Source organism: Bacteroides sp. ET489 (genome assembly GCF_030518095.1).
In the GTDB taxonomy this organism is placed as follows: domain Bacteria; phylum Bacteroidota; class Bacteroidia; order Bacteroidales; family Bacteroidaceae; genus Bacteroides; species Bacteroides ndongoniae.
The window spans coordinates 1-24386 of record NZ_JAULLJ010000038.1; the positions used below are offsets into that span (position 1 = coordinate 1).

Genomic DNA, 24386 nt, shown 5'->3' on the forward strand with positions numbered 1-24386 from the left:
TCCTAATTTTCAGTGAAATATTTATTTGCTTATATCGAACTCACGTTAGTTAAGAATGGGAAGTGAATGATTAAAAATGAATAACGGGTGAAGGATGGATACGCGGACAACGCGGAGAGGACGGACTAACACGGATAAAAAAAGAAAAAGGGAAATTGGGTTCACGCTTTCAATGCGGAATTTCTTGTTGATATTCAGTAGAATATGGTGAAAGATAAAGCTTCACCGACATTCGGTGAAACATAAATCTGGATGGCTGTACAACCCGTTAATTTTTTCCCAGTTAGAGAAAAATTTTTTGCTAACTAGGCAATAATTTTTTCCTAACTGGGAAAAAATTATTGCAAGACTGGCATCAACTTTCACCCCTTTCAGGAAATCTGTTCTGCCTGTATTTAAAGATTAAAATCCGCGTTCGTCCGTCCTCTCCGCGTTGTCCGCGTATCCATCTTTCACCACAAACAGCTCATTCCCAAGACAATTACGATGAAACTTCATCCTGCAAACTGCTGAAAAACACTGTAGATGACACGGTTTATCACGGATTGGATGTCGGGTAAGATGTAGTTGTATGTGTGTTCAGGGTGTTTATGAATCAAGAAGGCTCAGGTGATGGCAGAGTGTAAATTACCTCTTGGTTGTTAAGTAGTTAAGAAGGAAGGCTGGGGATTGTATATCTTCCTTTTTAATATATTTTATCACAACTGAACGACTTTTTCTCAGTAATATTCAGTAATTTCGAACGATTTTTTTGAAATCTGGCTAAATAACTAATAAACTATAAGTATGGAGAACTTGAATATCGCACTTTTGCTAATGGTGGTAGGTATGGCGACTGTATTTGCTATCCTGCTGATTGTTATCTATTTAGGAAAAGGACTTATTGCGCTGGTGAATAAATACGCACCCGAAGAGTCTGTCCCTGCCAAGTCAGCTGGAGCCAATGCGCCTGCCCCGGTTCCTGCCAATATTATGGCCGCCATTGCTGCTGCGGTGTCGGTAGTGACACACGATAAAGGAAAAGTGACTAAAGTAGAGAAACTGTAATCGATAAGAAAAGAAGTAATATACAAATTCAATTAATAAGGTATGAAGAAAGAAATAAAGTTCAGCTTGGTATTCAGGGACATGTGGCAGAGTGCCGGTAAGTATGTGCCACGTGTAGACCAGCTGGTGAAAGTAGCTCCCGCTATCGTCGAAATGGGATGTTTTGCCCGTGTTGAAACCAACGGTGGCGGCTTCGAACAAGTAAATCTGCTGTTTGGAGAAAACCCCAATAAGGCCGTACGTGCCTGGACAAAGCCTTTCCATGAAGCAGGTATTCAAACCCATATGTTGGACCGTGCGTTGAACGGTTTGCGTATGAGCCCAGTTCCTGCCGATGTGCGAAAGCTGTTTTATAAGGTAAAGAAAGCGCAGGGAACGGACATTACCCGTACTTTTTGCGGTCTGAATGACATTCGCAACATAGCCCCTTCTATCAAATATGCTCACGAAGCAGGCATGATTTCGCAATGTTCGCTGTGTATCACTCATTCACCCATACATACGGTAGAATACTATACAGACATGGCTTTGCAGCTGATCAAGCTGGGAGCCGATGAAATCTGTATCAAGGATATGGCCGGTATCGGACGTCCTGTAACCTTGGGCAAGATTGTGGCCAACATCAAGGCTGCCCATCCGGATATTCCTATTCAGTACCATAGTCATGCGGGTCCCGGATTCAACATGGCCAGCATTCTGGCTGTCTGCGAAGCCGGATGCGACTATATCGATGTAGGTATGGAGCCTTTGTCGTGGGGTACAGGCCATGCTGATTTGCTCAGTGTGCAGGCCATGCTGAAGGATGCCGGATTCAAGGTGCCGGAAATCAACATGGAGGCTTATATGAAAGTACGTGCCCTGATTCAGGAATTCATGGACGATTTCCTGGGACTGTACATCTCGCCTCGCAACCGTCTGATGAATTCCCTGCTGATCGGTCCGGGACTGCCGGGTGGTATGATGGGAAGTCTGATGGCCGATTTGGAAACCAATCTGGAAAGCATCAACAAATACAAGGCCAAACGGAACCTGCCGTTTATGAAGCAGGACGAACTGCTCATCAAGCTGTTCAACGAAGTGGCTTATGTATGGCCCCGTGTAGGTTATCCTCCTTTGGTAACGCCTTTCAGCCAGTATGTTAAGAACCTGGCCATGATGAACGTTATTGCCATGGAGAAAGGCAAGGAACGTTGGGGTATGATAGCCGACGACATTTGGGATATGATTCTGGGTAAAGCCGGAAAATTGCCGGGTCAGTTGGCTCCGGAAATTGTGGAGAAGGCAGAACGCGAAGGACGCAAGTTCTTCACCGGTAATCCGCAAGATAATTATCCCGACTGCCTCGACAAGTATCGCAAGATGATGAAGGAAAATAAGTGGGAGACAGGCGAAGACGACGAAGAACTCTTCGAATATGCCATGCACCCTGCACAATACGAGGCTTATAAGAGTGGAAAGGCGAAAGAAGACTTCCTTGCTGATGTGGAAAAACGCCGTGCCGAACGCGACAAGTCTCCGCTGGACGATGCTAAACCGAAAACGCTTACCGTACAGGTAGACGGGCAGTCTTATCGTGTGACAGTGGCTTATGGCGATATCGATCTGCCTGCTTCGGCTACAGCCAAGGTTGAGGCTCCCGTAGGCGAAGGCAAAGACGTTCCTGCACCGCTTGAAGGAAAGTTCTTCCTGACCAAGAATACACAGGAAACTCCGATAAAGGTGGGCGATAAGGTGAAAAAAGGTGATCTTTTGGGTTACATCGAGGCTATGAAGACATACAATGCCATCCGTGCCGATTTTGACGGAACGGTTCTTGCCATCTGTGTCAATCCGGGAGATTCAGTTTCAGAAGATGATGTATTAATGAAGATTGGATAATGGAAGATATATTTGCAAAACTCTATGACATGACGGCATTCAGTAACATCATTGCCGATCCGTCGTTCCTTGTGATGTATGCCATTGCTTTCGTTCTCCTTTATCTGGGTATCAAGAAGCATTACGAACCGCTTTTGCTGATACCTATTGCCTTCGGTGTGCTTATCGCCAATTTTCCTGGAGGTGAAATGGGAGTTATCCAAGCCGACGAGAACGGCATGGTGATGGTGAACGGAGTGATGAAGAACATCTGGGAGATGCCGTTGCACGAAATTGCTCACGAGCTGGGACTGATGAACTTCATCTACTATATGTTGATAAAGACCGGTTTCCTGCCACCTGTCATCTTTATGGGTGTAGGTGCGTTGACTGACTTTGGTCCGATGCTTCGTAATTTGCGTCTTTCTATTTTCGGTGCGGCTGCCCAGCTGGGTATCTTTACCGTATTGCTTTGTGCCGTACTGATGGGCTTCACTCCGAAAGAAGCTGCAGCATTGGGTATTATCGGTGGTGCCGATGGTCCTACGGCTATTTTTACTACGATCAAGCTGGCTCCCCATCTGTTGGGCCCGATAGCTATTGCTGCTTATTCGTATATGGCATTGGTTCCGGTTATTATTCCGTTGGTAGTGAAGTTGCTTTGTACCAAGAAAGAACTGATGATCAACATGAAGGAACAGGAGAAACTTTATCCTTCGAAGACGGAAATCAAGAACCTGCGTGTGCTGAAGATTATCTTCCCGATAGCGGTTACTACCATTGTGGCCTTGTTCGTGCCTACTGCCGTACCTTTGATCGGTATGTTGATGTTCGGTAACCTGATTAAGGAAATCGGTTCGGATACGAGCCGTCTGTTCGATGCAGCTGCCAACAGCATTATGAATGCGGCTACCATTTTCCTGGGACTGAGTGTCGGTGCTACTATGACGAGCGAGGCATTCCTGAACTGGACGACAATCGGTATTGTTATTGGTGGTTTCCTTGCATTCGCCTTGTCTATTTCGGGCGGTATTCTGTTTGTAAAGATAGTCAATCTCTTCTCGAAAAAGAAGATCAACCCGCTTATCGGTGCTACCGGCTTGAGTGCAGTGCCTATGGCCAGCCGTGTGTGCAATGAGATTGCTACAAAATATGATCCGAAGAACCATGTGCTCAACTATTGTATGTCGAGCAACATTTCCGGTGTGATCGGTTCTGCCGTGGCTGCCGGTGTGCTTATCTCGTTCTTGGGATAATAATTAGTTGTGATGATAATGTGAAAAAGGATGTATCGGAGCGGTGCATCCTTTTTTTATTTAACAGGTGAGTGATATAAGTTTTAGTTTGCTGGTTGTTGTGGCAATGCTGCAGTTACGGATCAGCCGTTGCAGGCTATGCACAACGGTTGTTCTGGAGTCAGTTGGTAGTCAACATCATATATCTTAACGTTTAAGGTTTCGCCGGCCAACAATGTAATCTGTATTTTTGTGCTTATTTCTATTTTTAGTTTCCTGCCTTGAAAATTAATTCGGAAAGCGTATTTCTCCCATTGCGAAGGCCGGACAGGCGATAAGCTTAACTCATTGGCTTGTGTTTGCAGATTGGCAAATCCTCGGACAATGGCCAGCCACGAACCAGGCATACTGGTGATATGCAATCCTTGATCGGCTTCATTGTTGTAGTCGTCCAGATCCATTCGGGTAGCATGTACAAACAGTTGATAAGCCTTTTCGGTTTCGCCGATGCGTGCAGCCAGTATGGCATGTATGTGGGGCGACAGCGACGACTCGTGAACAGTCATGGGCTCGTAAAAGTCGAAGTTGCGCCGGACAGTTTCGGTATCGAACAGGAAATAATAAAGGTAGAGGCCCAGCAGGACATCACTTTGCTTGATGTAGCAGGAGCGGAGAATGCGGTCCCAGGACCAATGCTGGTTGATGGGGCGTTCGGCTTGAGGGATGGCATCTGTTGTTTGCAGTACTTTATCCATAAAGCCGTCGTTCTGTACGAAAATTCCTTTCTCCGCATCTTGGGGCAGATACATATGTTCGATGATGTCGCGCCACAAAGGCGTTTCGCCTTCGTAGTCGAAATGTGTGGCTGCGCATATACGTTTGTATTCTTCGGGATATTGTTGGGCAGCCAGATCCAGATGTTTCAGTGTCATCTTCAGGCAACGTATACACGAAAAGTTTGTGTACCAGTTGTTGTCTACGTTGTTCTGATATTCATCGGGGCCGGTCACTCCCAGAATGACATATTGCTGCCTGGCCTGTGAGAAGGTAGTACGCTGGCTCCAGAAACGGGAGATGGCAATCATTACTTCCAGGCCGTATTGCAGTATGTAGTCTATCGATCCTGTGATGCTTGCATGTTGTATGATGGCATACACGATGATATTATTTCGGTGTATTTCCTCGAAAGTGATTTCCCATTCGCTGTGGCATTCTTCTCCGTTGTTGGTTACTTGCGGGAAGAGAGCGGCGCCACCGTCAAATCCTAATTTTCGGGCATTTTCAATGGCTTTGGGAAGCTGGTTGTAGCGATACATCAGCAGATTTCTGACTATTTGCCTTGGAGTGGACAAAAGGAAGAAGGGAACACAGCACAGTTCGGTATTCCAATAAGTGTTGCCTCCGTATTTTTCTCCTGTAAACCCTTTGGGGGCAATGTTCAGTCTTGGGTCGTCTCCCCTATAAGTCTGGTAAAGTTGGAAAATATTGTAACGGATTCCTTGCTGTGCTTCCGGATCTCCTTCGATGACGACATCGGCTTCTTCCCAAATGTCGTGCCAGGCCTGTTTATGAGCTTGGGTTAAGGTTTCCCATCCTTTATTTTTGGCCTCACGGGCTATGTGAATGGATTTTTCGACAAGTTCTTGTCTTTCATAATAAAGCGAAGAGGCTATCACAACATATTTCAGAAGGGTTACGGTGTCTCCGGGCTTCATGTCGATGCCAAGGCTGAAGCCGGTTTGCTTGCCTTTTTCGATACGTATGGGGTTGTGGCTTGCTTCTTTGTGGTTTTTATAGAATTGGTAAGTCATGGCATAGCACACTTGAGCATCTTCCCGTCGGGTCTGTGTCCATAAGTAGGCGCAGTCATGGGCAACTCCCGAATCAAGCAGGTTCCATATCCGTTCTTCGGTCTGTTCCGAGCGTTCGTTCAGGTTGGCTTCGAGCAGAGGAAGAAGTGACAATTTCCCGCTATAATTTAGGGAAGTAACATTGTAGCTGATCAGACACAGATCGGGGAAAGCCATGTTGGCCAGATGTTCTACATGCAGTTGCAGGCTGTTGCCGCGTGGCGAAGTCACTTTTACATCGCGGTAGGAGATACCATCGTACATGTCGAGTCGGCGGTTGAAGCTTTCCACATCCCATTGGGCAAGGTCCAGTTCTTCGTCTATAAGTCTCAGGTGAATGCTGCTCCAGTTGGCCGCGTTGGGTATGCGTGTGTAGTAATAGGGGAATCCGTTTTTCCACCATGCAACCCGTGTTTTGTCGAGGAAAGGAATGCCGGCTACGAACGAGCCCTGGTAGCTGTCGCTGCTGTATGGCTCTTCGAAGTTACCACGTTGTCCGAACCTTCCGTTGCCCAAGCTGAATATGCTTTCAGACATGCGGAGGTTGTCGGCATGAAACTTGTCTTCTATTATGTTCCATTCATCGGTTTTCAGGTACTTTTTCATGGCATTCGTATTAGTGTTATGGGCGTAAAGATAAGAAATAAAATGAAAAGGCATCACTCTGTCGGGAAACAATGTGGAGCATTTCTCCTACATGACCCGACAGAATGATGCCTGGTTTGCCAACAGGCAATGTCGCGACGGTGTTTGTATTAACTGTCTTTACCTTCTTTGATGATATAAACGCAGGCTGCTCCGATAATCAGCATGACGCCTGCTGTCACCAACATATTGATTTCGGGAGGAAGACAACCTTCCGGAGTGAACAGTGACAGGATGGAACCACCCAGTGCGGCTGCTATAATCTGCGGAATGCAGATGGTGCTGTTGAACAGTCCCAGGTAAGTACCCATGTGGCCACCACTTAAAGAGTTGGTCAGGATGGTGAAAGGAAGTGCAAGCATGGCTGCCCAGGCACATCCAATCAGGATGAACGAAATGAACAGTGCATACTGGTTGTGGATGAAATAGGTGGAAATGAAACCGATTCCTCCCAGAATAAGGCTAAGAGAGTAGACCAGATGACGGTTTTTGAACATGGGGATGCAAATGGCCCACAGTACCGAACCGATAGCCTGTACGGCGAAAAGTACTCCGACCCAGTTGGCTGCTTCCTGATATTGCAGGCTGGTGGTGTCGAGCAAAACTTTTTTCGCACCGTTCACAACGGTTTCTACAGTAGGTGCGTCGAATACGTTGGCTGCGATACTGCCGTTGGTATAAGTCCACATGAACATGAAGGCAAACCAGCAGAAGAACTGTACCAGACCTACTGTCCAGAAAGCTTTGGGGGCTTTCACCAATAGTTTCAGCATGTTGGTTTTCTCTTTCTTTTCGTTTTCGCTGATACCATGATATTCGGCATATTCCTTAGGAGGCATCTCCTTTACTTTGACAGTGGTATAGATGACACAAAGAATGAGGATGACGGCTCCGATGTAGAATGAATAGATAACGGAGTCGGGAATCACTCCTTGTGCAGCCGTATTCTGGATTCCAATCCATGCAAAAATGAAAGGGAACAGATAGCCGACCAGACTGCCAGCATTGCATAGGAAACTCTGGATGGAGTAGGCCAGTCCTTTCTGCTTTTCGTTTACCATGTCGCCTACCATCATTTTGAAAGGTTGCATGGCCATATTGATGGATGTATCAAGAAACATAAGGGCAAAAAGTCCGAAGATCATGGCTGTACTTACTTCCATGCCGAAACTACCGGCGTTGGGAAGCAGACACATCACCAGTACGGCAATGAGTGAGCCGATGAACAGGTAAGGAATACGGCGTCCGAAGCGGGTCCAGGTGCGGTCGCTTGCAGCACCTACCAGTGGTTGCACAATGATACCGGCCAGCGGTGGCAGTATCCAGAAATAACTAAGAGAGTGAGGGTCGGCGCCCAGCGTGGCAAAGATGCGGCTGATGTTGGCGCTCTGAAGGGCGTAGGCTATCTGTACGCCAAAGAAGCCAAAGCTGATGTTCCACAGCTTCCAAAAACTCAAGTCTGGTTTTACTTTCATGATATTTGTAGTTAATTGTTTTTCAGTTGGTTGTTGCCTTGAATCTGAATCGGTTTAGAAATTATTTGGTTGTGCCTCTGATAATCAGGTTTGTCCTGACAATCTTGTTGCTGCGTTTTTCTTCTCCTTCCAGTTTGTTGGCCAGGATGCTGAAAGCACTTTTTCCGACTTCTTCACCGTGTTGCTCTACGGTTGTCAGTTTGGGATCGGTGTTTTGGGCGATGGCTCCGTCGGTGAATCCGCAGATGGAAACTTCGTCGGGGACTTTGATGCCTACCAACTTACAGGCATAAAGAATTCCTGCCGCCGTTTCGTCGTTGATGGCGAAAAAGCCGTCAGGGCGCTCTTCCGATTCCAACAGGTCGGGGGTGATGGCAATGGCGCGTTCGCGGGTATCACACAGCTTTATCATACTGTCATCTACCGGAATGTGGTATTTCTTCATAGCATCCAGGTAGCCGTTCCGGCGGTTCTTGGTGATTTCCAGATGAGGTGCGGAACCGTAGAAAAAGATGCGTTTGCATCCGGTCTGTATCATGTACTCAACGGCGGCAAACGATCCGGCATAGTCGTCGACTACCACCCGTTCTGTATTCAGACCGGTACAGATACGGTCGTAAAAGACAATCGGAATATTATTGTCCAGCAGTTCCTGATAGTGCTCGTAATGCGAGGTGTTTTTAGCCAGCGAAGCAATAACACCGCATACACGTGCTGCGAGAAATGAGTGTATAATTTTTACTTCTTGTTCGTATGATTCGTTGCTTTGGGCTACAAGTACATTGTATCCTGCTTCCGAAGCGGCCTGTTCTATTCCACTCAGTACGCACGAAAAGAAATGGTGTACCATTTGCGGAACGATGACGCCTATCGTGTTACTCCGTCCTGCCCGCAGATTCACGGCCTGTACATTGGGCTTGTAGTTATGTTTGTTGGCATAGGCATGTACCAGATCGCGTGTTTCCTGGCTGATGTCCGGGTTGTCTTTCAACGCTCTGGAAACCGTCGACGGCGAAACTTTCAGTGCGCGTGCTATGTCTTTGATGGTGATTTGAGGTTTGTTCATAAGTATCGGTATTTTCTACCCAAAGGTAGGCAAAAAAGTTGTCTGCCCAAATAAGTATCAAGGCATAATATTCTTGTTCCCATTGCAAATGTAAGCGATTTGCCTGAAAATGTTTTATGTCTTGACTGTTATCGGTTTATCCGTTTTTGCAAACGATTGCATAGATGGGCTTCTTTGTAGCTCTTGCTAGGTGGCTGTGTTACTGTTGTTTTTTGTATTTTTGTCAAAGGCCTTTATAGTTGTTGCAGAAGATTTGTTTATCTTTGAGGCGGTTCAGCTATTATCTAAGGAATAATAAGTTGTGTACTCTTATTGTTGAATAGGTTGAGGTCATTGTAGCCTGTTTTAGGTGGATTGTTGATTATGTATATATGTTTTATTTATTAAATAGTAGACTATGAAACACTTTTACTTTATGAGTTGGGCGTTGGGAGCCTTGTTGTTATTGTCATCGTGCGGAGACGGAACCTCTAATAATAAAGAGTCGGAGGAAGATTCTACTGTCACAGAAAGCCAGGATTTTGCTAAGGGGGCTGATATCAGCTGGGTGACCGAAATGGAAAGTCAAGGACATGTTTTTAAGAATCAGGCTGGAGAAGTACGTGAATGTACGGCTTTGATGAAGGAATATGGGCTTAATGCCATCCGCTTGCGTGTATGGGTCGATCCGAAGGAGCATGACAACTGGTGCAACACGGAAGATCTGGTTGTGAAGGCCAAGAGGGCTCAGAAACTGGATATGGATGTAATGGTCGATTTTCATTATAGCGACTGGTGGGCCGATCCCGGTCAGCAGCATAAGCCGGCTGCCTGGAAAGGATTGGGAATAAACGAATTGAAGAAAGCGTTGGCGAACCATACGACCGAAGTATTGAATGCATTGAAGGCGGCCGGAGTTACTCCGAAGTGGGTACAGGTAGGAAACGAAATCCGTCCGGGTATGTTGTGGGACGAAGATGCTTCGCTGAGCGGAGCTTCGTATGACATCCGTGCTTGCGACGTGAAAGGATCGAATACGACTTCGACTGAGATAAAATATCGGGCTAACTGGGCCAATTTGGCCACTTTCATAAATACAGGTTATGATGCCGTAAAGGCGGTTTTCCCGCAAGCCATTGTCATTGTTCATCTGGACAATGGATATGATAATGGACTTTATACCTGGTTCTTCGACGAGCTGAAGAAGAACGGCGGAAAATGGGACATGATAGGTATGTCGATCTATCCTTATTGGACTATGCAGGAACATCCTGAATATACGGCAGAAAAAACGATTACGGATTGTATTGCTAATATTAAGAAGGTAAGTGCCCGTTACGGATGCGATGTGATGGTAGTAGAGACGGGTATGGAGTGTGCTGACGACCAAGGACGCCTGGCAAGCGATGCCGTATTGCAACAGGGTAAAGAGCAGCTGGCACGTCTCATAAAAGAATGCCGTGAAAATACAGGAAACAAGTGTAAAGGTGTATTCTATTGGGAACCAGAATGCAAACCGGGCCAATATCGATTGGGAGCTTTTACCGAAGATGGCCGGCCGACTGTAATCATGGATGGGTTTAAAGAATAATAAAGAATAAATATGAACCGAAGATTATTGATGACTTTATGTTGCGCATTGCTGGCTTGGATGGCTGTTGCGCAGCAGCGAACGGAAACCTTATTGGAAAAAGGGTGGAAATTTATGAAAGGTGATGTGGCTGATGCCATGAAGCCAGACTTTGACGACAAGCAGTGGGAAGCTGTGACCGTGCCTCACGACTGGGCCATCTATGGTCCTTTCGACCGTAGTCACGACTTGCAGGAGGTGGCTGTCACTCAGAATCTGGAGACGGCGGCTTCGGTAAAGACCGGACGTACGGGCGGTTTGCCTTATGTCGGAGTAGGGTGGTATCGGACTACGTTCGAGGCTCCGGCTGGTAAACTGGTGTCGCTGGTATTCGATGGCGCCATGAGCGAGGCTCGTGTGTATGTCAACGGACAGGAAGTCTGTTTCTGGCCGTGCGGTTATAACTCGTTTCATTGTGACGTTACACCTTATTTAAATAAAGAGGGAGCAAAGAACCTACTGGCTGTCCGCCTTGAGAACCGTCCGCAGTCGTCTCGCTGGTATCCGGGAGCCGGAATCTACCGAAATGTACGTGTGGTGGCGACGGAGGCTGTGCATGTACCGGTATGGGGAACGCAACTGACAACACCGCACGTTTCTGCCGAATATGCTTCTGTTTGTCTGAAGACAACTGTTGAAGGGGCCGGGACGAAGGATGTTCGTATCTTGACCCAGATTCTTTCTCCGGAAGGTGAAGTGGTGGCTTCGAAAGACAATACGATGAAAATTAACCACGGTCAGCCTTTCGAACAGAATTTCTTGGTCGATGCTCCCCGGTTGTGGAGCCCCGAAACACCTTATTTATATAAGGCTGTTTCAAAGATTTATGTAGATGGGCTGCAGACCGACGAGTATACTACCCGTTTCGGTATCCGCAGCATTGAGTTGGTGGCCGACAAAGGTTTCTTCCTGAACGGCCAGCATCGTAAGTTCCAGGGGGTATGCAATCATCACGACCTTGGCCCGTTGGGAGCCGCAATCAATGTAGCGGCTCTTCGCCGTCAGCTGACACTGTTGAAAGATATGGGATGTGATGCCATCCGTACGTCGCACAACATGCCTGCGCCGGAGTTGGTTGAACTTTGTGATGAAATGGGCTTTATGATGATGGTGGAACCTTTCGACGAGTGGGACATTGCCAAATGCGAAAACGGCTATCACCGCTTCTTTAAGGAGTGGGCCGAGAAGGATATGGTAAACATGCTTCGCCAGTATCGCAACCATCCCAGCGTGGTGATGTGGAGCATCGGAAACGAAGTGCCTACGCAATGCAGTCCTGAAGGTTACAAGGTAGCTTCGTTTTTGCAAGACATTTGTCATCGCGAGGATCCGACACGCCCTGTGACGTGCGGTATGGATCAGGTGTCGTGCGTGCTGGCCAATGGCTTCGCGGCCATGCTCGATGTGCCGGGACTGAATTATCGCACTCACCGCTATGTGGAGTCTTACGAGAAACTGCCGCAGAATCTGGTGCTGGGTTCTGAAACGGCATCGACTGTCAGCTCGCGTGGAGTCTATAAATTCCCGGCTGAACTGAAGAAACAGGCTATGTACGACGACCATCAGTCGTCGGGTTACGACCTGGAAGCTTGTTCGTGGTCGAACGTGCCCGATGAGGATTTTGCTTTGGCTGACGATTACGACTGGACGCTGGGGCAGTTTGTATGGACGGGTTTCGACTATTTGGGCGAACCCTCGCCTTACGATACTGATGCTTGGCCCAGCCACAGCTCGGTATTTGGTATCATCGACCTGGCCAGTCTGCCTAAAGACCGTTACTACCTGTATCGCAGCATCTGGAACAAGCGGGACAATACGCTGCACGTGCTGCCTCATTGGACGTGGCCTGGACGTGAAGGAGAAAATACACCGGTCTTTGTTTACACCAATTATCCTGAGGCTGAACTCTTTGTAAACGGTAAAAGCTATGGCAAGCAGCGAAAACTGACAGCCGATGAGGCTCGTGCTTTGCAGGGAAAGGATTCGTTGTGGTTGCAGCGCCGTTATCGGCTGATGTGGACCGACGTGCCTTACGAGCCGGGCGAACTGAAAGTGGTGGCTTACGATAACAGTGGCAAGAAGGTGGAAGAAAAGACTGTACGTACAGCGGGCAAACCTCATCATCTGGAAGTGGTGGCCGATCGTACGGCACTTTCGGCCGATGGCAAAGACCTGGCTTATATAACGGTTCGGGTAGTAGACAAGGATGGTAATCTTTGTCCGGCCGACGACCGTCTGGTTTCTTTCACTGTGAAAGGAGCGGGAAGTTTCCGTGCTGCTGCCAATGGCGATGCAACCTGCCTCGATCTTTTCCATCTGCCCCGTATGCATGCTTTCAGTGGTCAGCTGACAGCTATTGTACAAAGTGGAGCTGAGTCGGGCAATCTGGTGTTCGAAGCCAAAGCCAAAGGGGTGAAGGCAGGAAAGCTGACGCTGAAAGTGAAGTGAAACGCCGGAAGAAAGACCTATAATCGGTGAGGTTTCACCGTAAGTGGTTAAATACAAGTTGTTTACGGTGAAAGGACTATTCTGGAAAGACTGATCAGACACAGTCGTAATCCTGTTTTTTGAAATTGCGGTGAAACGTGGGTGAAACCTCATGTTTCACCGCAATTGTTTGTTAATCAGACTATAGGGAGACGGTGAAAGCGTGAAAGCAAAAAACTACGTTTCAGAACTTTTGTGGGTATGTACGCATTCTGACTGTCTTGTCGGATGTCTGTTATGGCTGTTTTAAAGTACTACTTTGTATCTCTGAAGTGATACTTTACGAGTGTAAACATCTACATTGGTCGGAGAAAATAGGTATTAATGCAGGAAGGAATCGTAATCAATGTCAGGAGGTGTAACAATCGTTGTCAGGCGATGTAGCAAGCAATGCAGTTGAGCAACACAAGTGTGGCTCACGAGCGGTGCAAGTGTGGCTCGTGAACAATGCAAGTGTCTCTCGCGAGCAGTACAAGCATTGTTCGTCTGTGTTGTAGGAGAGGCTGAAAAGCAGGTAACTTCATATACAGTGAGAGGCATTGCGCGTCTGGTGCAATCGTTTGCATGTTTCAATTTCGACATTTAACTCTTCCTGTATCTTTACATAATCCGATAACCTATATATTTGCCTCAGTCATTTTGTACCTTATAGTCAGGAATGCTATGTAAACGGCACGTGACAGTTTCGGTTGAAAGAAAAAGAATAGTAATAATTAATATTGTTAACTTTAATTTTTTTAGATGCATGAAGCAAGTTAATCTTAGAATCTATCAAATGATTCTTCCCTTATTGTTAGGGTTGTTCTTGTCTGTAGGCGTTTATGCACAGAATGTTACCGTGAAGGGGCATGTGAAAGATGCTCTGGGTGGTGTGATAGGCGCTAATGTTGTTGAAAAAGGAAATACGTCCAATGGTACGATTACCGATATGGATGGTAACTTTACATTGACCGTTCCTCAAGGAGCCACGTTGGTGGTGTCTTTCATTGGTTATACGACACAAGAAGTTGCTGCTGCTCCGTCGGTGGTTGTAACGTTGCAGGACGATGCCGAATTGTTGAGTGAAGTGGTTGTTGTGGGATACGGTCGTACAAAGAAAGATGACTTGACCGGATCAGTAACAGCCATTAAGCCCGATGAACTGAGCAAGGGTATTACGAATAATGCTCAGGATATGTTGGTCGGTAAAGTTCCGGGTGTAGATGTAATTACTTCGGGCGGTACTCCTGGTGCCGGTGCCCAGATTCGTGTACGTGGTGGTTCTTCATTGAATGCCTCCAACGACCCGTTGATTGTAATCGATGGTTTGACTATCGATAACAATACGCCGACCGGTATGAGTAACCCGTTGGCTATGATCAACCCGAATGATATCGAAAGCTTTACCGTATTGAAAGATGCTTCTGCAACAGCTATTTACGGTAGCCGTGCTTCGAATGGTGTCATCATCATTACCACGAAGAAGGGTAAGAGCGGTGCAGCTCCTTCTGTATCATACAACGGTGATATGACGGTTTCTATGATTCAGAAGAAATACGATGTGCTGGATGCCAATGAATTCCGTAATCTTGTCGGACAGTTGTGGGGTGACAAGGCTGGCGAAGTTGGTATGGGAAATGCCAATACCGACTGGCAGGATGAAATCTTCCGCACAGCTATTTCGCATAGTCATAATGTATCGGTATCGGGTGGTGTGAAGAATATTCCTTACCGTTTGAGCTTGGGTTATAATTCTTCTGACGGTATCGTAGAAACTTCATGGATGCGTCGTGCCAACGTAGGTTTGAACTTGTCTCCCTCGTTCTTCGACAACCATCTGAATATGAAGATTTATGCGAAGTATATGTATGAAAAAGACCGCTATGCCGATGCGGGTGGTGCTATTGGTGCAGCTCTTAGCATGGATCCTACATTGCCGGTTTATTTTGATGAGGGCGACGAACGTGCTCCCTTCTTTGGTGGATACTATCAGTATTCTCAGGCTCCCAAGGATTTCAATCCGGAGTGGAAGTATACCAATAATCCCAATGCTCCGCAAAATCCGGTAGCTTTGCTGAATCTGAAGAATACAAAAGCTGCTACTAACGACTTTACCGGTAATTTTGAGGTAGATTATAAGATTCACGGTTTCGAAGATTTGGTTCTCCATGCCAGCTATGGTGGGCAGTACACTGAAAGCAAGCAGGACGATGTTACTTCGAAATATGCATATAGCCCGAACTATTATGGTTGGGTAGGTGTAACCCAGACTTATAAGTATAGTGTTACAGCCAACGCTTATGCTCAGTACATTAAAGAAATAGGCGATCACAACTTTGACATCATGCTCGGTGGTGAAGAGAGCCACTTCCATCGTAGCGGTTACAACTACGGTCAAGGTACCGATCCATATACTGGTGAGCCTCACGATGCGAAGCTGAGAGAAGAACAGGCTTGGGCCACTCATAACAGTCTGGTATCTTATTTCGGACGTTTGAACTATACGTTCCTTAACCGATACATGCTGACTGCTACGTTCCGTGCCGATGGTTCCTCACGTTTTTCCGAAGGCAACCGATGGGGGTATTTCCCTTCAGTAGCTTTGGCATGGAAGATCAACGAAGAAGCATTTATGAAAGACCTTACTTGGTGGAATGAATTCAAGCTGCGTTTAGGATGGGGTATGACTGGTCAGCAGGATATCAACTCCGATTTTGGTTACGAAACTCATTATACAACCAGTGATTCTTTTGCTCTCTATCCTTTTGGTGATATTTATTATAACACCATGCGTCCGTCGGCTTATAATCCTGATCTGAAATGGGAAACTACGACTACCTATAATGCCGGATTCGATTTGGCATTCTTGAACAATCGTATCACTGCCAATGTAGATGGTTATTACCGTAAAACAACCGATTTGTTGAACTCAATAACTATCCCTGTTGGAATGCAGTTCGGTTCTCAGTTGACTAAGAACATCGGTTCTTTGAAGAATTACGGTATTGAGTTTGCGATTAATGCTAAGCCGATTGTTACCAAAGATTTTACATGGGATGTAAGCTATAATATCTCATGGAACCACAATGAAATTACTGAATTGGTGGATGGTGACGAAGGATATTATACTTGGGCCGGAGATAAGATCAGCCGTGGTAATAATACAAAGATTCAGGCCAATACGGTAGGTGAGGCAACCAACTCATTCTTCGTTTACCAGCAGGTTTACGATGAAAACGGCAAACCTATTGAAGGTATGTATGTCGATCGTGACGGTAACGGCCGTATCGACGATGGTGACCGTTATTTCTATAAGAAACCGGCTGCTGATATCATCATGGGACTTACGACTAAGTTCCTGTATAAGAATTGGGATTTGAGCATGGCGTTCCGTGCTTCTATCGGTAACTATGTATACTATGACTTCCTGTCCAACCGTGCTATGGTCAGTCAAGCTGGTTTGTATACTAATAGTACACTTCATAATACAACTCCCGAAGCTGTGGAACTGGGCTTTACAGGTATCGGTGCTGGAAACACCAACTACCTGAGTGACTATTTTGTTCGGAATGCTTCTTTCTTGAAATGCTCGAACATTACGTTGGGATATTCGTTCCCGGCTTTGTTCAAGGTAGCAGGTCATGAAACATGCTCTGGACGTGCCTTCCTTACAGCACAAAATCCGTTTATCATCACTAAATACAAAGGTATTGACCCGGAAGTGTCAAGCGGTATCGACTCTAATCCTTATCCGCGTCCTTTCAGCATACAGTTGGGTTTAAGCCTTAATTTCTAATCTATTAAATTGTACAAACATATGAAACATATATTTCTGAAAACGGTTCTCGCAGCTCTTCTGATGGGCGGAGCAACCACATCGTGTGTCAATGATTTGAATATTTCATCCATTGATCCGCAATCCAGCTCTTCTTATGGTGATATGGAATTGTTGGCCAAGATCTATAGTACGCTTGGCTTGACCGGCCAACGAGGCCCTGCTGGTAATGGTGATATCAGTAGCGATGAAGGCGAAAGCGGTTTTTACCGTACAACGTTTAACTTGCAGGAACTTTGCACCGACGAGTGTGCATGGGCTTGGCAGACCGATGCTGACATTCCTCAGATTACGAACATCGAATGGACGTCTTCTTCTCCACGTGTTCAATGGGCTTTCCAACGTCTGGCATTCGACGTAACATTATGTAACTTTTATCTGACGAATACAGAAGACAAGGCCGAAGACCCCCAATACAAACTGTATCGTGCGGAAGTACGTTTCCTCCGTGCACTCCATTTGTGGTATTTCTTGGATCTTTGGGGAAAAGCTCCTTTCAAGACAACTTACGATATTTACGAACTGCCTGTAGAAAAGGCTGGTAAGGATCTTTATGACTGGATTGATAAGGAATTGACAGAGATAGAGCCTCAAATGGCAGAAGTTGGCGAATTTAATAATACCGCCAATTTTGGACGTGCCGACCGTGGAGCTGCCTATATGCTTCATGCCCGTCTGGCTCTTAACTCAGAGGTATATACCAACGGTGCAGTGAAAGATTATCAGAAAGCAATTGACTATTGCGATTTGCTGGAAGGAAAATATGAACTTTCGAAGGCTGATAAGAATGGCTATACAGGTTATGAACAGGTATTTATGGCCGATAATGACGAAAATCCGCAGGCTATGAAGGAAATTATTCTGCCTATCCGTCAGGATGGTGTAAAGACCAAGTGCTATAGCGGTGCTAATTATCTGGTAAGTTCAACTCGTATAACCGGTATGCCTTACATGGGTACAAATAATGGTTGGAGCTGTAACTTTGCTCGTGCGGCTTTGGTAAAGAAGTTTTTCTCTAATTTGGACGATTGTCCGTTAGCAACAGAAAAAGCTCCGGACAATGCTACAGAAGCGGATATTATTGCTTTGGACGAAGCTGCTGGAACTACAACTAAGGACGTACAGCGTAAGGCTAATGATGACCGTGCACTCTTTTACTCCGGTTGTGGCGGTGGATTGCGTAGCATTGAGTTTGAACAGATTGCTGGCTTTAACTCAGGTCTTTCTATCGTGAAATGGAGTAACATTCGTACAGACGGTGCTCCAACTTCACACGTTGAATTCCCTGACGTGGATATACCTTTGATTCGCTATGCAGAGATGTTCTTAACTCGTGCAGAAGCCAAATTCCGTCTGAGTGGTGATCCGCAACAGGCACGTGCCGATATCGAAGTATTACGTTCTCGTGCCGGTGCTTCTACACCTGCAACGATCACAGAACAGTTTATTATTGATGAGTGGTGCCGTGAATTCTATATGGAAGGTCGTCGTCGTAGCGATTTGAATCGTTTCGGATTGTTTACCGGTGACAAATATATTTGGGATTTCAAAGGTGGTGTAGCCGAAGGTAAGAGTGTGGCTGATTATTTTAAAGTATATCCGATTCCTGCTGATGACATCAGAGGTAATGAAAATCTGAATCAGAACGAGGGATATTAAACTGTTTTATTTGTAGAACTAATAAAAAGCATATTACGATTATGAAAAAAATATTATCAGGAATGTTGCTCGCCGTTCTGTGCATGATGCTGGTTACTTCGTGCGAAAAGGATATGGACAGCAATCCTACATTCCATGAAAACACTACAGGCTTTGTATTGAATATGCCTGCCAATGCTGCAAATAATGTATTGGATCTATTGGCGGCTGATAAAGTAATATTTACTACGAGTCAGCCTGATTATGGAGGCATACCTTTGGTTACTAATTATGATGTGGAAATTTCTTTCGGAGACTTTAGCGGTGAAAATCCTGTATATAAAGTTGTGACGAGTTCTACTTCTACAGTCATAGAAATTTCCGCTAGTCGGTTGAATGACGCTGTTGTTAATATGTTCCTGGAAGCTAATGAAGGAGTGGAATACCCTTCTGGCGAAGTGAAAGACCTTTATGTACGTTTGCATGCTAATGTAAACGGATTGGATAAAGGCGACTGCTATTCCAATGTTATTAAGCTTCAGGTAGTAGCTACTTATCAGGCACCGAGCATTTCATTGCCCGAAAAACTTTATGTAGCAGGTTCAAGCATCGGAGCACCATGGGGAACCTGGAAGGAGTTTACACCTGTTTACGGTTTGCCTGGTAACTACTTTGCCGTTGTTTATATACCTGATGGCGGTGAGTTCAAGTGGGGTACTTATCCGGAACAGTGGTTAGGTTATGCTGACATCAACTTGTACAATGATGTAGCCGGAGCCGGACTGTCTGATAATGGTGGCAACATTAAGGTAGCCAATGGAGGCTGGTATGTACTTTATTTCAAAGCTAAGATTGACGGTGAGTCCATCAATTATACATTGAATGTACATCCTGCTGCATTCTATATTATCGGTAATGCAACTTCCTCTTGGACCGATTCTGATCCTGCATTGAAATTTACGGCACCGGCCGATGATACCGAAGCTTGGGTTTCACCTGAATTTATTGGTGGAGGTGAGATGAGAGCTTATGTGAAGGTGGCAGAATTTGAGTGGTGGCGTACTGAGTTTACGTTGTTCGACGGTACGTTGTTCTGGCGTAATGACAATATTCCTAATAGCTGGGAAGAAACAATGGGTGCAGAATATAGTGTTAAGCCTGCAGCCGGTCAGAAGCTGTATCTTACTATCGGTACACCGGGTGTAGACGCTATAGAGAAAGGTGAGGTGAAATAACCAGAATGATAATCTTATTTTTAAAGGAAAAACATTATGAAGAAAAATCAGATATTTGCATGTGCGCTCTTTATGGGAATTGCCTTAGGAGCTTGTACGGAAGATTATACGGATTGGGCTAACCCCCAATCCAATTCTCCCGAAGATCCGGCTTCTAAATATGAAATCAGCTTTGCTGCCGGTGCTGATGCTACGGTTGATATGGATCAGTTTTATGAATCAGTAGCTGAGGAACTACAGGCAACTGATTCTGTCGTAATAGCATCTTTGTCTTCTACAAATCCCAATGTGGCTTCTATTAAACTGAATAGCATCAATATCAATGGACTGGCAATCAATGCTACTGTCAGGGATGGCAATGTGAAAGTCAATACGCTGGAATTGGATTCTGTAGTACGCGATGCGTTTTTCAGTCGTGCTCATGTGGAACGAGTATTTGATGTGAATATGAACGTGGCTGCCAAGCTGAAGAGTGGTGAGGCTGTCAACGTTTCCGGAACATCTCAGGCCAAACTGACTCCGATTTCAACTCCTGCTATTAGTGAAGGTGGTTATGTTTTGTTGGGTGACTTTACAGGATGGGATCCTGCTAATCCAATGGCTATGACACCAGTTGCCAATAAAGAAGGCGTATATCAGGTTACTGTAGAGACAACCAACGAAGCTTCCAGCTATTTCAAGTTCTATGCAGCTTATGATGTGAACGGTGGCTGGGATGCTGCCAATGCTGTACAAATGGGATGTCGCGTCAATGGTGATACAAAGACTGAAAACTTTGTGGTATGGACAGGTGATAAGTATAAAGTAGAAACTCCAGCTATTGCAGGAGCTGGTCATTTCATCATTACGCTTGATGTCGTTAACTATACTTATTCGGTAGCTCCGGCAACAGCTTATCTTTATATGGCTGGCGACGTTAATGGCTGGAGCCATGTCGATATGCTGGCAAGCCTGGAGTTCAACAACATTTATACAGGTTATATGTATCTCAATCAGAATGGATTTAAGTTCAGTTCCGAGCCGAATTGGGATGGTACGAATTACGGAGCCGATTTCAGCACGGCTCCTGATGCTGCCAATATCACGATCACTGAGCCCGAAGGTTTCTATCAGGTAGTGGTAGACCTGAATGAGAAGACATATACTTTGACTCCTATTGCAATAGGTATTATTGGTAGTGCCACTCCGAGCGGATGGGACAGCGATACAGATATGACTTATAGCGTTGAAAATCGTTGCTGGACGATTACGACCGATCTGACTGATGGAGAAATTAAATTCCGTGCAAATGATGATTGGACAATCAGCTGGGGAGGAACTCCAGAACAGCTGACTACCCAGAACGGAGGAAATATTGCGGTTGCAGCCGGTAAGTATACGATCAACCTTTATCCGCTGTGCGAAGGTAAGGCTTATTGTACAATAGAAGCAGCTAATTAATAAAAGCAGATAATTCGGTTTATTACCGAATGACTGCTAGTAATCTATAGAGGGTTCCCTTTTTACATTGGAAGCAATGGGCTAAGGGAATCCTTTTTTGTTAATCATTCATTTATAGACTATGCATAATGAAAAATAAGTTTTTAATTCTTTTATCGTTTTTTTTGTTAGGCTGTAATTTCGTTTTTGCACAATTTAAAGTACAGACTGGTCGGTTAGTAGAACATCGAATGTTTCAGTCTGATTATATCTCTCCGCGTGATGTATGTGTATGGTTACCTGCTGATTATTCGTCAGGAAAGAAATACGATGTGCTATACATGCATGACGGGCAGATGCTTTTCGATGCTTCTACCACATGGAATGGCCAAGAGTGGCAGGTGGACGAAATAGTTGGCAGACTGATCAGAGAAAACAAAATAAAACCGTGCATTGTGGTGGCAGTATCCAATATTTCCGCTACTCGGTATGGTGATTATTTTCCGCAAAAATCTCTTCAGTATCTGCCGCAAGGTACGCCGATAGCTGATGGGGTTACTTTCAATGCCGACAATTATCTTCGTTTTTTGGTAGAAGAGGTAAAGCCTTTTGTTGACCGTACTTATTCGACGAATAAAGGCGTAGAACATACGTTTGTGATGGGATCGAGCATGGGTGGATTGATTTCTTTGTATGCTTTGTGTGAATATCCGGATATTTTCGGTGGAGCTGGTTGTTTGTCGACCCATGTACCGATGGTGCTTAGTAATACTTTGCCCAACAGTCAGGCTGATGTTTTTGCGAAAGCGTTCAGAGATTATCTGGCAAAACATCTTCCGAAAGCCAATAGTCGCCTGATATACATGGATCGTGGTGATGCAACCCTTGATGCTTTCTATCCTGCTTATCAGGATGAACTCGATAGTCTGATGAAGGCTAAAGGATGGCAGATGCCGTCATGGACATCAAGAGTATTTCCTGGAGCGGCACATACCGAAACCGATTGGGCGGCCCGGCTTGCCACACCGTTACAGTTCCTGATGGGGAATCGGAAAACTGAGACTGTGGAAAAAGTAGAACCGGAGTTCTGGTGGACTGGCATGAAGAATCCTCGTCTGCAACTGATGATCTATGGCAATAATATAGCTTCGTTTACTCCGTCGATCGATTATCCGGGAGTGACGGTTGAGAGTGTGCATCCGCTGGAGAGTCCTAATTACCTGATTGTATACTTGCAGGTAGGAGAAGCTTGCCCGGGTAAATTCAATATCCGTTTTACAAATGGGAAGAAGAATTTGAATTACGAATATGAACTGAAGGAACGGACTGGCCGTCCCGAAGACCGGAAGGGATTTGATTCATCCGATGCCATTTATCTGCTGATGCCCGATCGTTTTGCCAATGGCGATGAAACGAACGACCGTTTGCCGATGACTTATCCCTATGTGACCGACCGTAAGCAAATGGGAGCTCGTCACGGTGGAGACTTAGCCGGACTTATTCAGCATTTGGACTATCTTGATACGTTGGGCATTACGGCTGTGTGGACTACTCCGGTGCTGGAGAACGATATGGGCGAGATGTCTTATCACGGCTATGCAGCTACGAATTACTATCAGGTAGATCCTCGTTTGGGTACGAATGAAGATTATGTTCGGCTGGCCGAGGCTATGTACGGACGGGATATGAAACTGATTATGGATATGGTGTTTAATCACTGTGGCAGCAAACATCCCTGGATGATAGACCCACCGATGCGCAGTTGGTTTAATACACCGGACGGTGATGTGTTTACCAATCACAATAAAACAGTATTTCTCGATCCGTATGCATCCGATGTAGAGAAGACGGAAATGACCGACGGTTGGTTTGTGGAATCCATGCCCGACCTGAACCAGCGTAATTCTTTCCTTGCCGATTATCTGATACAGAATTCTATCTGGTGGATTGAGTATGCCAAGCTGGATGGCATACGTCAGGACACCTATCCGTATCCCGATGGTGACATGATGACACGTTGGTGCAAAGAAGTGATGGACGAATATCCCAATATGAATATTGTAGGCGAGGTACTTGTCACCAATCCTTTGGGAACTGCCTATTGGCAGCAGGGCAACCGTTTCAATCCGAAGAATACGGGCCTGAAATCGGTCATGGACTTTCATCTGCAGGCTATTGCCAGCAAGGCTTTTCACGAGGAGACCACGTGGAATACCGGTTTGCAGACCATTTTCGAGCATTTTGCCTACGATGGTTGTTATGCTGATGTGTATAATGTGATGCGCTTGTACGAAAATCACGATGTAGACCGTTTCTTGCCTGAACCACCCAAAGACCTGAACGCATACAAGCAGGCTGTTACGGTATTACTTACGGTTCCGGGTATTCCCCAGATTTTTTACGGACAGGAAATGTTGTTTAATGGTACGACTCAGAAGTTTGGTTTCGAAGGAATCCGTCCGGACATGACCGGCGGTTGGAAAGAAGACGAGAAAAGCCTGTTTGTGGCCGAAGGGCGGACACCGATGCAGCAGGAGGCTTATACCTTTATGCGTACGTTGCTGCAATGGAGGAAAGGCAGTGAGGTGATAGCACGTGGGAGTATGAAGCACTTTATGCCTCGCAATGGTATATATGTGTACGAGCGTGCTTGGCAAGGCCGACAGGTGCTGGTTGTACTGAATGGCGTCAGCCGCGATAATGAGCTTTCGCTGAACCATTATCGGGAAGTCATTGGCGATAAGCGTACCGGTGTAGATGTGATTACGGGCAAGACGGTTGAACTGAAAGATATGTTGAAACTTTCTCCCAAAGAAGTTCTTGTATTGGAACTAAAATAATATCGCTGTTTCTATCGACCATTATACAAGATTCCCTTGGCTGTTTCTTACGATTCGTGAGAGTTGGAGAGACGGGCAGGGGAATCTTCTTTAGTATGATGTAAGTGTTAATGATACAGTCGTTTTTAATAGATCAGTGGTGGAATGTGTGCCTGTTTCCCGTGTTTTG

13 protein-coding genes are annotated in these 24386 nt (G+C 45.7%); 10 read left to right on the forward strand and 3 right to left on the reverse strand.

Translation table 11 applies throughout. The features are described 5' to 3' along the window. Positions 1–786 precede the first annotated feature (786 nt). The 3 genes from Q3C19_RS15470 to Q3C19_RS15480 are packed head-to-tail and all read left to right on the forward strand — an operon-like array spanning position 787 to position 4160. Positions 787–1047, forward strand: coding sequence for an OadG family protein (locus Q3C19_RS15470; protein WP_022162148.1), 261 nt, complete (start codon positions 787–789; stop codon positions 1045–1047). A gap of 42 nt (positions 1048–1089) precedes the next feature. Then, a complete protein-coding gene (locus tag Q3C19_RS15475) occupies positions 1090–2925 on the forward strand; it encodes a biotin/lipoyl-containing protein (protein WP_022162147.1) in 1836 nt (611 codons plus the stop codon). Continuing rightward, positions 2925–4160 carry a sodium ion-translocating decarboxylase subunit beta gene (locus Q3C19_RS15480; RefSeq protein WP_022162146.1) on the forward strand — a complete coding sequence of 412 codons (1236 nt, stop codon included), beginning with the start codon at positions 2925–2927 and terminating at the stop codon, positions 4158–4160. Before Q3C19_RS15475 ends, Q3C19_RS15480 begins: the two co-directional genes overlap by 1 nt. A 122-nt stretch (positions 4161–4282) precedes the next feature. Here Q3C19_RS15480 and Q3C19_RS15485 read toward each other — a convergent pair whose 3' ends face one another. The 3 genes from Q3C19_RS15485 to Q3C19_RS15495 form a co-directional block, all read right to left on the reverse strand. Next, on the reverse strand, positions 4283–6595 hold the full coding sequence (locus Q3C19_RS15485; protein WP_022162145.1) for a family 65 glycosyl hydrolase: 2313 nt from the start codon (positions 6593–6595) through the stop codon (positions 4283–4285). A 149-nt stretch (positions 6596–6744) separates the two neighbouring features. Continuing rightward, a complete protein-coding gene (locus Q3C19_RS15490) occupies positions 6745–8109 on the reverse strand; it encodes an SLC45 family MFS transporter (protein ID WP_302730490.1) in 1365 nt (454 codons plus the stop codon). 61 nt (positions 8110–8170) lie between these two features. Beyond that, positions 8171–9175, reverse strand: coding sequence for a LacI family DNA-binding transcriptional regulator (locus tag Q3C19_RS15495; protein ID WP_287642187.1), 1005 nt, complete (start codon positions 9173–9175; stop codon positions 8171–8173). Between the two features lie 397 nt (positions 9176–9572). On the opposite strand from Q3C19_RS15495, the gene Q3C19_RS15500 reads away from it, so the two are divergent. From Q3C19_RS15500 to Q3C19_RS15530, 7 genes are all read left to right on the forward strand, one after another. Continuing rightward, positions 9573–10745, forward strand: a complete 1173-nt coding sequence (locus tag Q3C19_RS15500) for a glycosyl hydrolase 53 family protein (RefSeq protein ID WP_302730493.1) — start codon at positions 9573–9575, stop codon at positions 10743–10745. A 12-nt stretch (positions 10746–10757) separates the two neighbouring features. After that, positions 10758–13232, forward strand: coding sequence for a beta-galactosidase GalB (gene galB, locus Q3C19_RS15505; protein WP_302730495.1), 2475 nt, complete (start codon positions 10758–10760; stop codon positions 13230–13232). A gap of 784 nt (positions 13233–14016) precedes the next feature. Next, positions 14017–17046 (forward strand): TonB-dependent receptor, encoded by a 3030-nt coding sequence (locus tag Q3C19_RS15510; protein WP_288911472.1) that lies wholly within the window; start codon positions 14017–14019, stop codon positions 17044–17046. A 21-nt stretch (positions 17047–17067) separates the two neighbouring features. Next, positions 17068–18744: a starch-binding outer membrane lipoprotein SusD gene (gene susD / locus Q3C19_RS15515; RefSeq protein ID WP_022161993.1), complete on the forward strand. Its 1677-nt coding sequence runs from the start codon at positions 17068–17070 to the stop codon at positions 18742–18744. A 41-nt stretch (positions 18745–18785) separates the two neighbouring features. Further along, positions 18786–19958, forward strand: a complete 1173-nt coding sequence (locus Q3C19_RS15520) for a SusF/SusE family outer membrane protein (RefSeq protein ID WP_302730498.1) — start codon at positions 18786–18788, stop codon at positions 19956–19958. A 36-nt stretch (positions 19959–19994) separates the two neighbouring features. Further along, on the forward strand, positions 19995–21398 hold the full coding sequence (locus Q3C19_RS15525; RefSeq protein ID WP_277122373.1) for a DUF5115 domain-containing protein: 1404 nt from the start codon (positions 19995–19997) through the stop codon (positions 21396–21398). Positions 21399–21628: 230 nt separating this feature from the next. After that, positions 21629–24217: an alpha-amylase family glycosyl hydrolase gene (locus Q3C19_RS15530; RefSeq protein ID WP_302730499.1), complete on the forward strand. Its 2589-nt coding sequence runs from the start codon at positions 21629–21631 to the stop codon at positions 24215–24217. Positions 24218–24386: the final 169 nt, after the last annotated feature.

Bases quoted from the DNA above. Each gene is read 5' to 3' on its own strand.
- Q3C19_RS15520 (WP_302730498.1), top strand. From the start codon at position 18,786: ATGAAAAAAATATTATCAGGAATGTTGCTCGCCGTTCTGTGCATGATG.
- Q3C19_RS15495 (WP_287642187.1), bottom strand. From the start codon at position 9,175: ATGAACAAACCTCAAATCACCATCAAAGACATAGCACGCGCACTGAAA.
- Q3C19_RS15470 (WP_022162148.1), top strand. From the start codon at position 787: ATGGAGAACTTGAATATCGCACTTTTGCTAATGGTGGTAGGTATGGCG.
- Q3C19_RS15490 (WP_302730490.1), bottom strand. From the start codon at position 8,109: ATGAAAGTAAAACCAGACTTGAGTTTTTGGAAGCTGTGGAACATCAGC.
- susD (WP_022161993.1), top strand. From the start codon at position 17,068: ATGAAACATATATTTCTGAAAACGGTTCTCGCAGCTCTTCTGATGGGC.
- galB (WP_302730495.1), top strand. From the start codon at position 10,758: ATGAACCGAAGATTATTGATGACTTTATGTTGCGCATTGCTGGCTTGG.
- Q3C19_RS15500 (WP_302730493.1), top strand. From the start codon at position 9,573: ATGAAACACTTTTACTTTATGAGTTGGGCGTTGGGAGCCTTGTTGTTA.
- Q3C19_RS15530 (WP_302730499.1), top strand. From the start codon at position 21,629: ATGTTTCAGTCTGATTATATCTCTCCGCGTGATGTATGTGTATGGTTA.
- Q3C19_RS15475 (WP_022162147.1), top strand. From the start codon at position 1,090: ATGAAGAAAGAAATAAAGTTCAGCTTGGTATTCAGGGACATGTGGCAG.
- Q3C19_RS15510 (WP_288911472.1), top strand. From the start codon at position 14,017: ATGAAGCAAGTTAATCTTAGAATCTATCAAATGATTCTTCCCTTATTG.
- Q3C19_RS15480 (WP_022162146.1), top strand. From the start codon at position 2,925: ATGGAAGATATATTTGCAAAACTCTATGACATGACGGCATTCAGTAAC.
- Q3C19_RS15485 (WP_022162145.1), bottom strand. From the start codon at position 6,595: ATGAAAAAGTACCTGAAAACCGATGAATGGAACATAATAGAAGACAAG.
- Q3C19_RS15525 (WP_277122373.1), top strand. From the start codon at position 19,995: ATGAAGAAAAATCAGATATTTGCATGTGCGCTCTTTATGGGAATTGCC.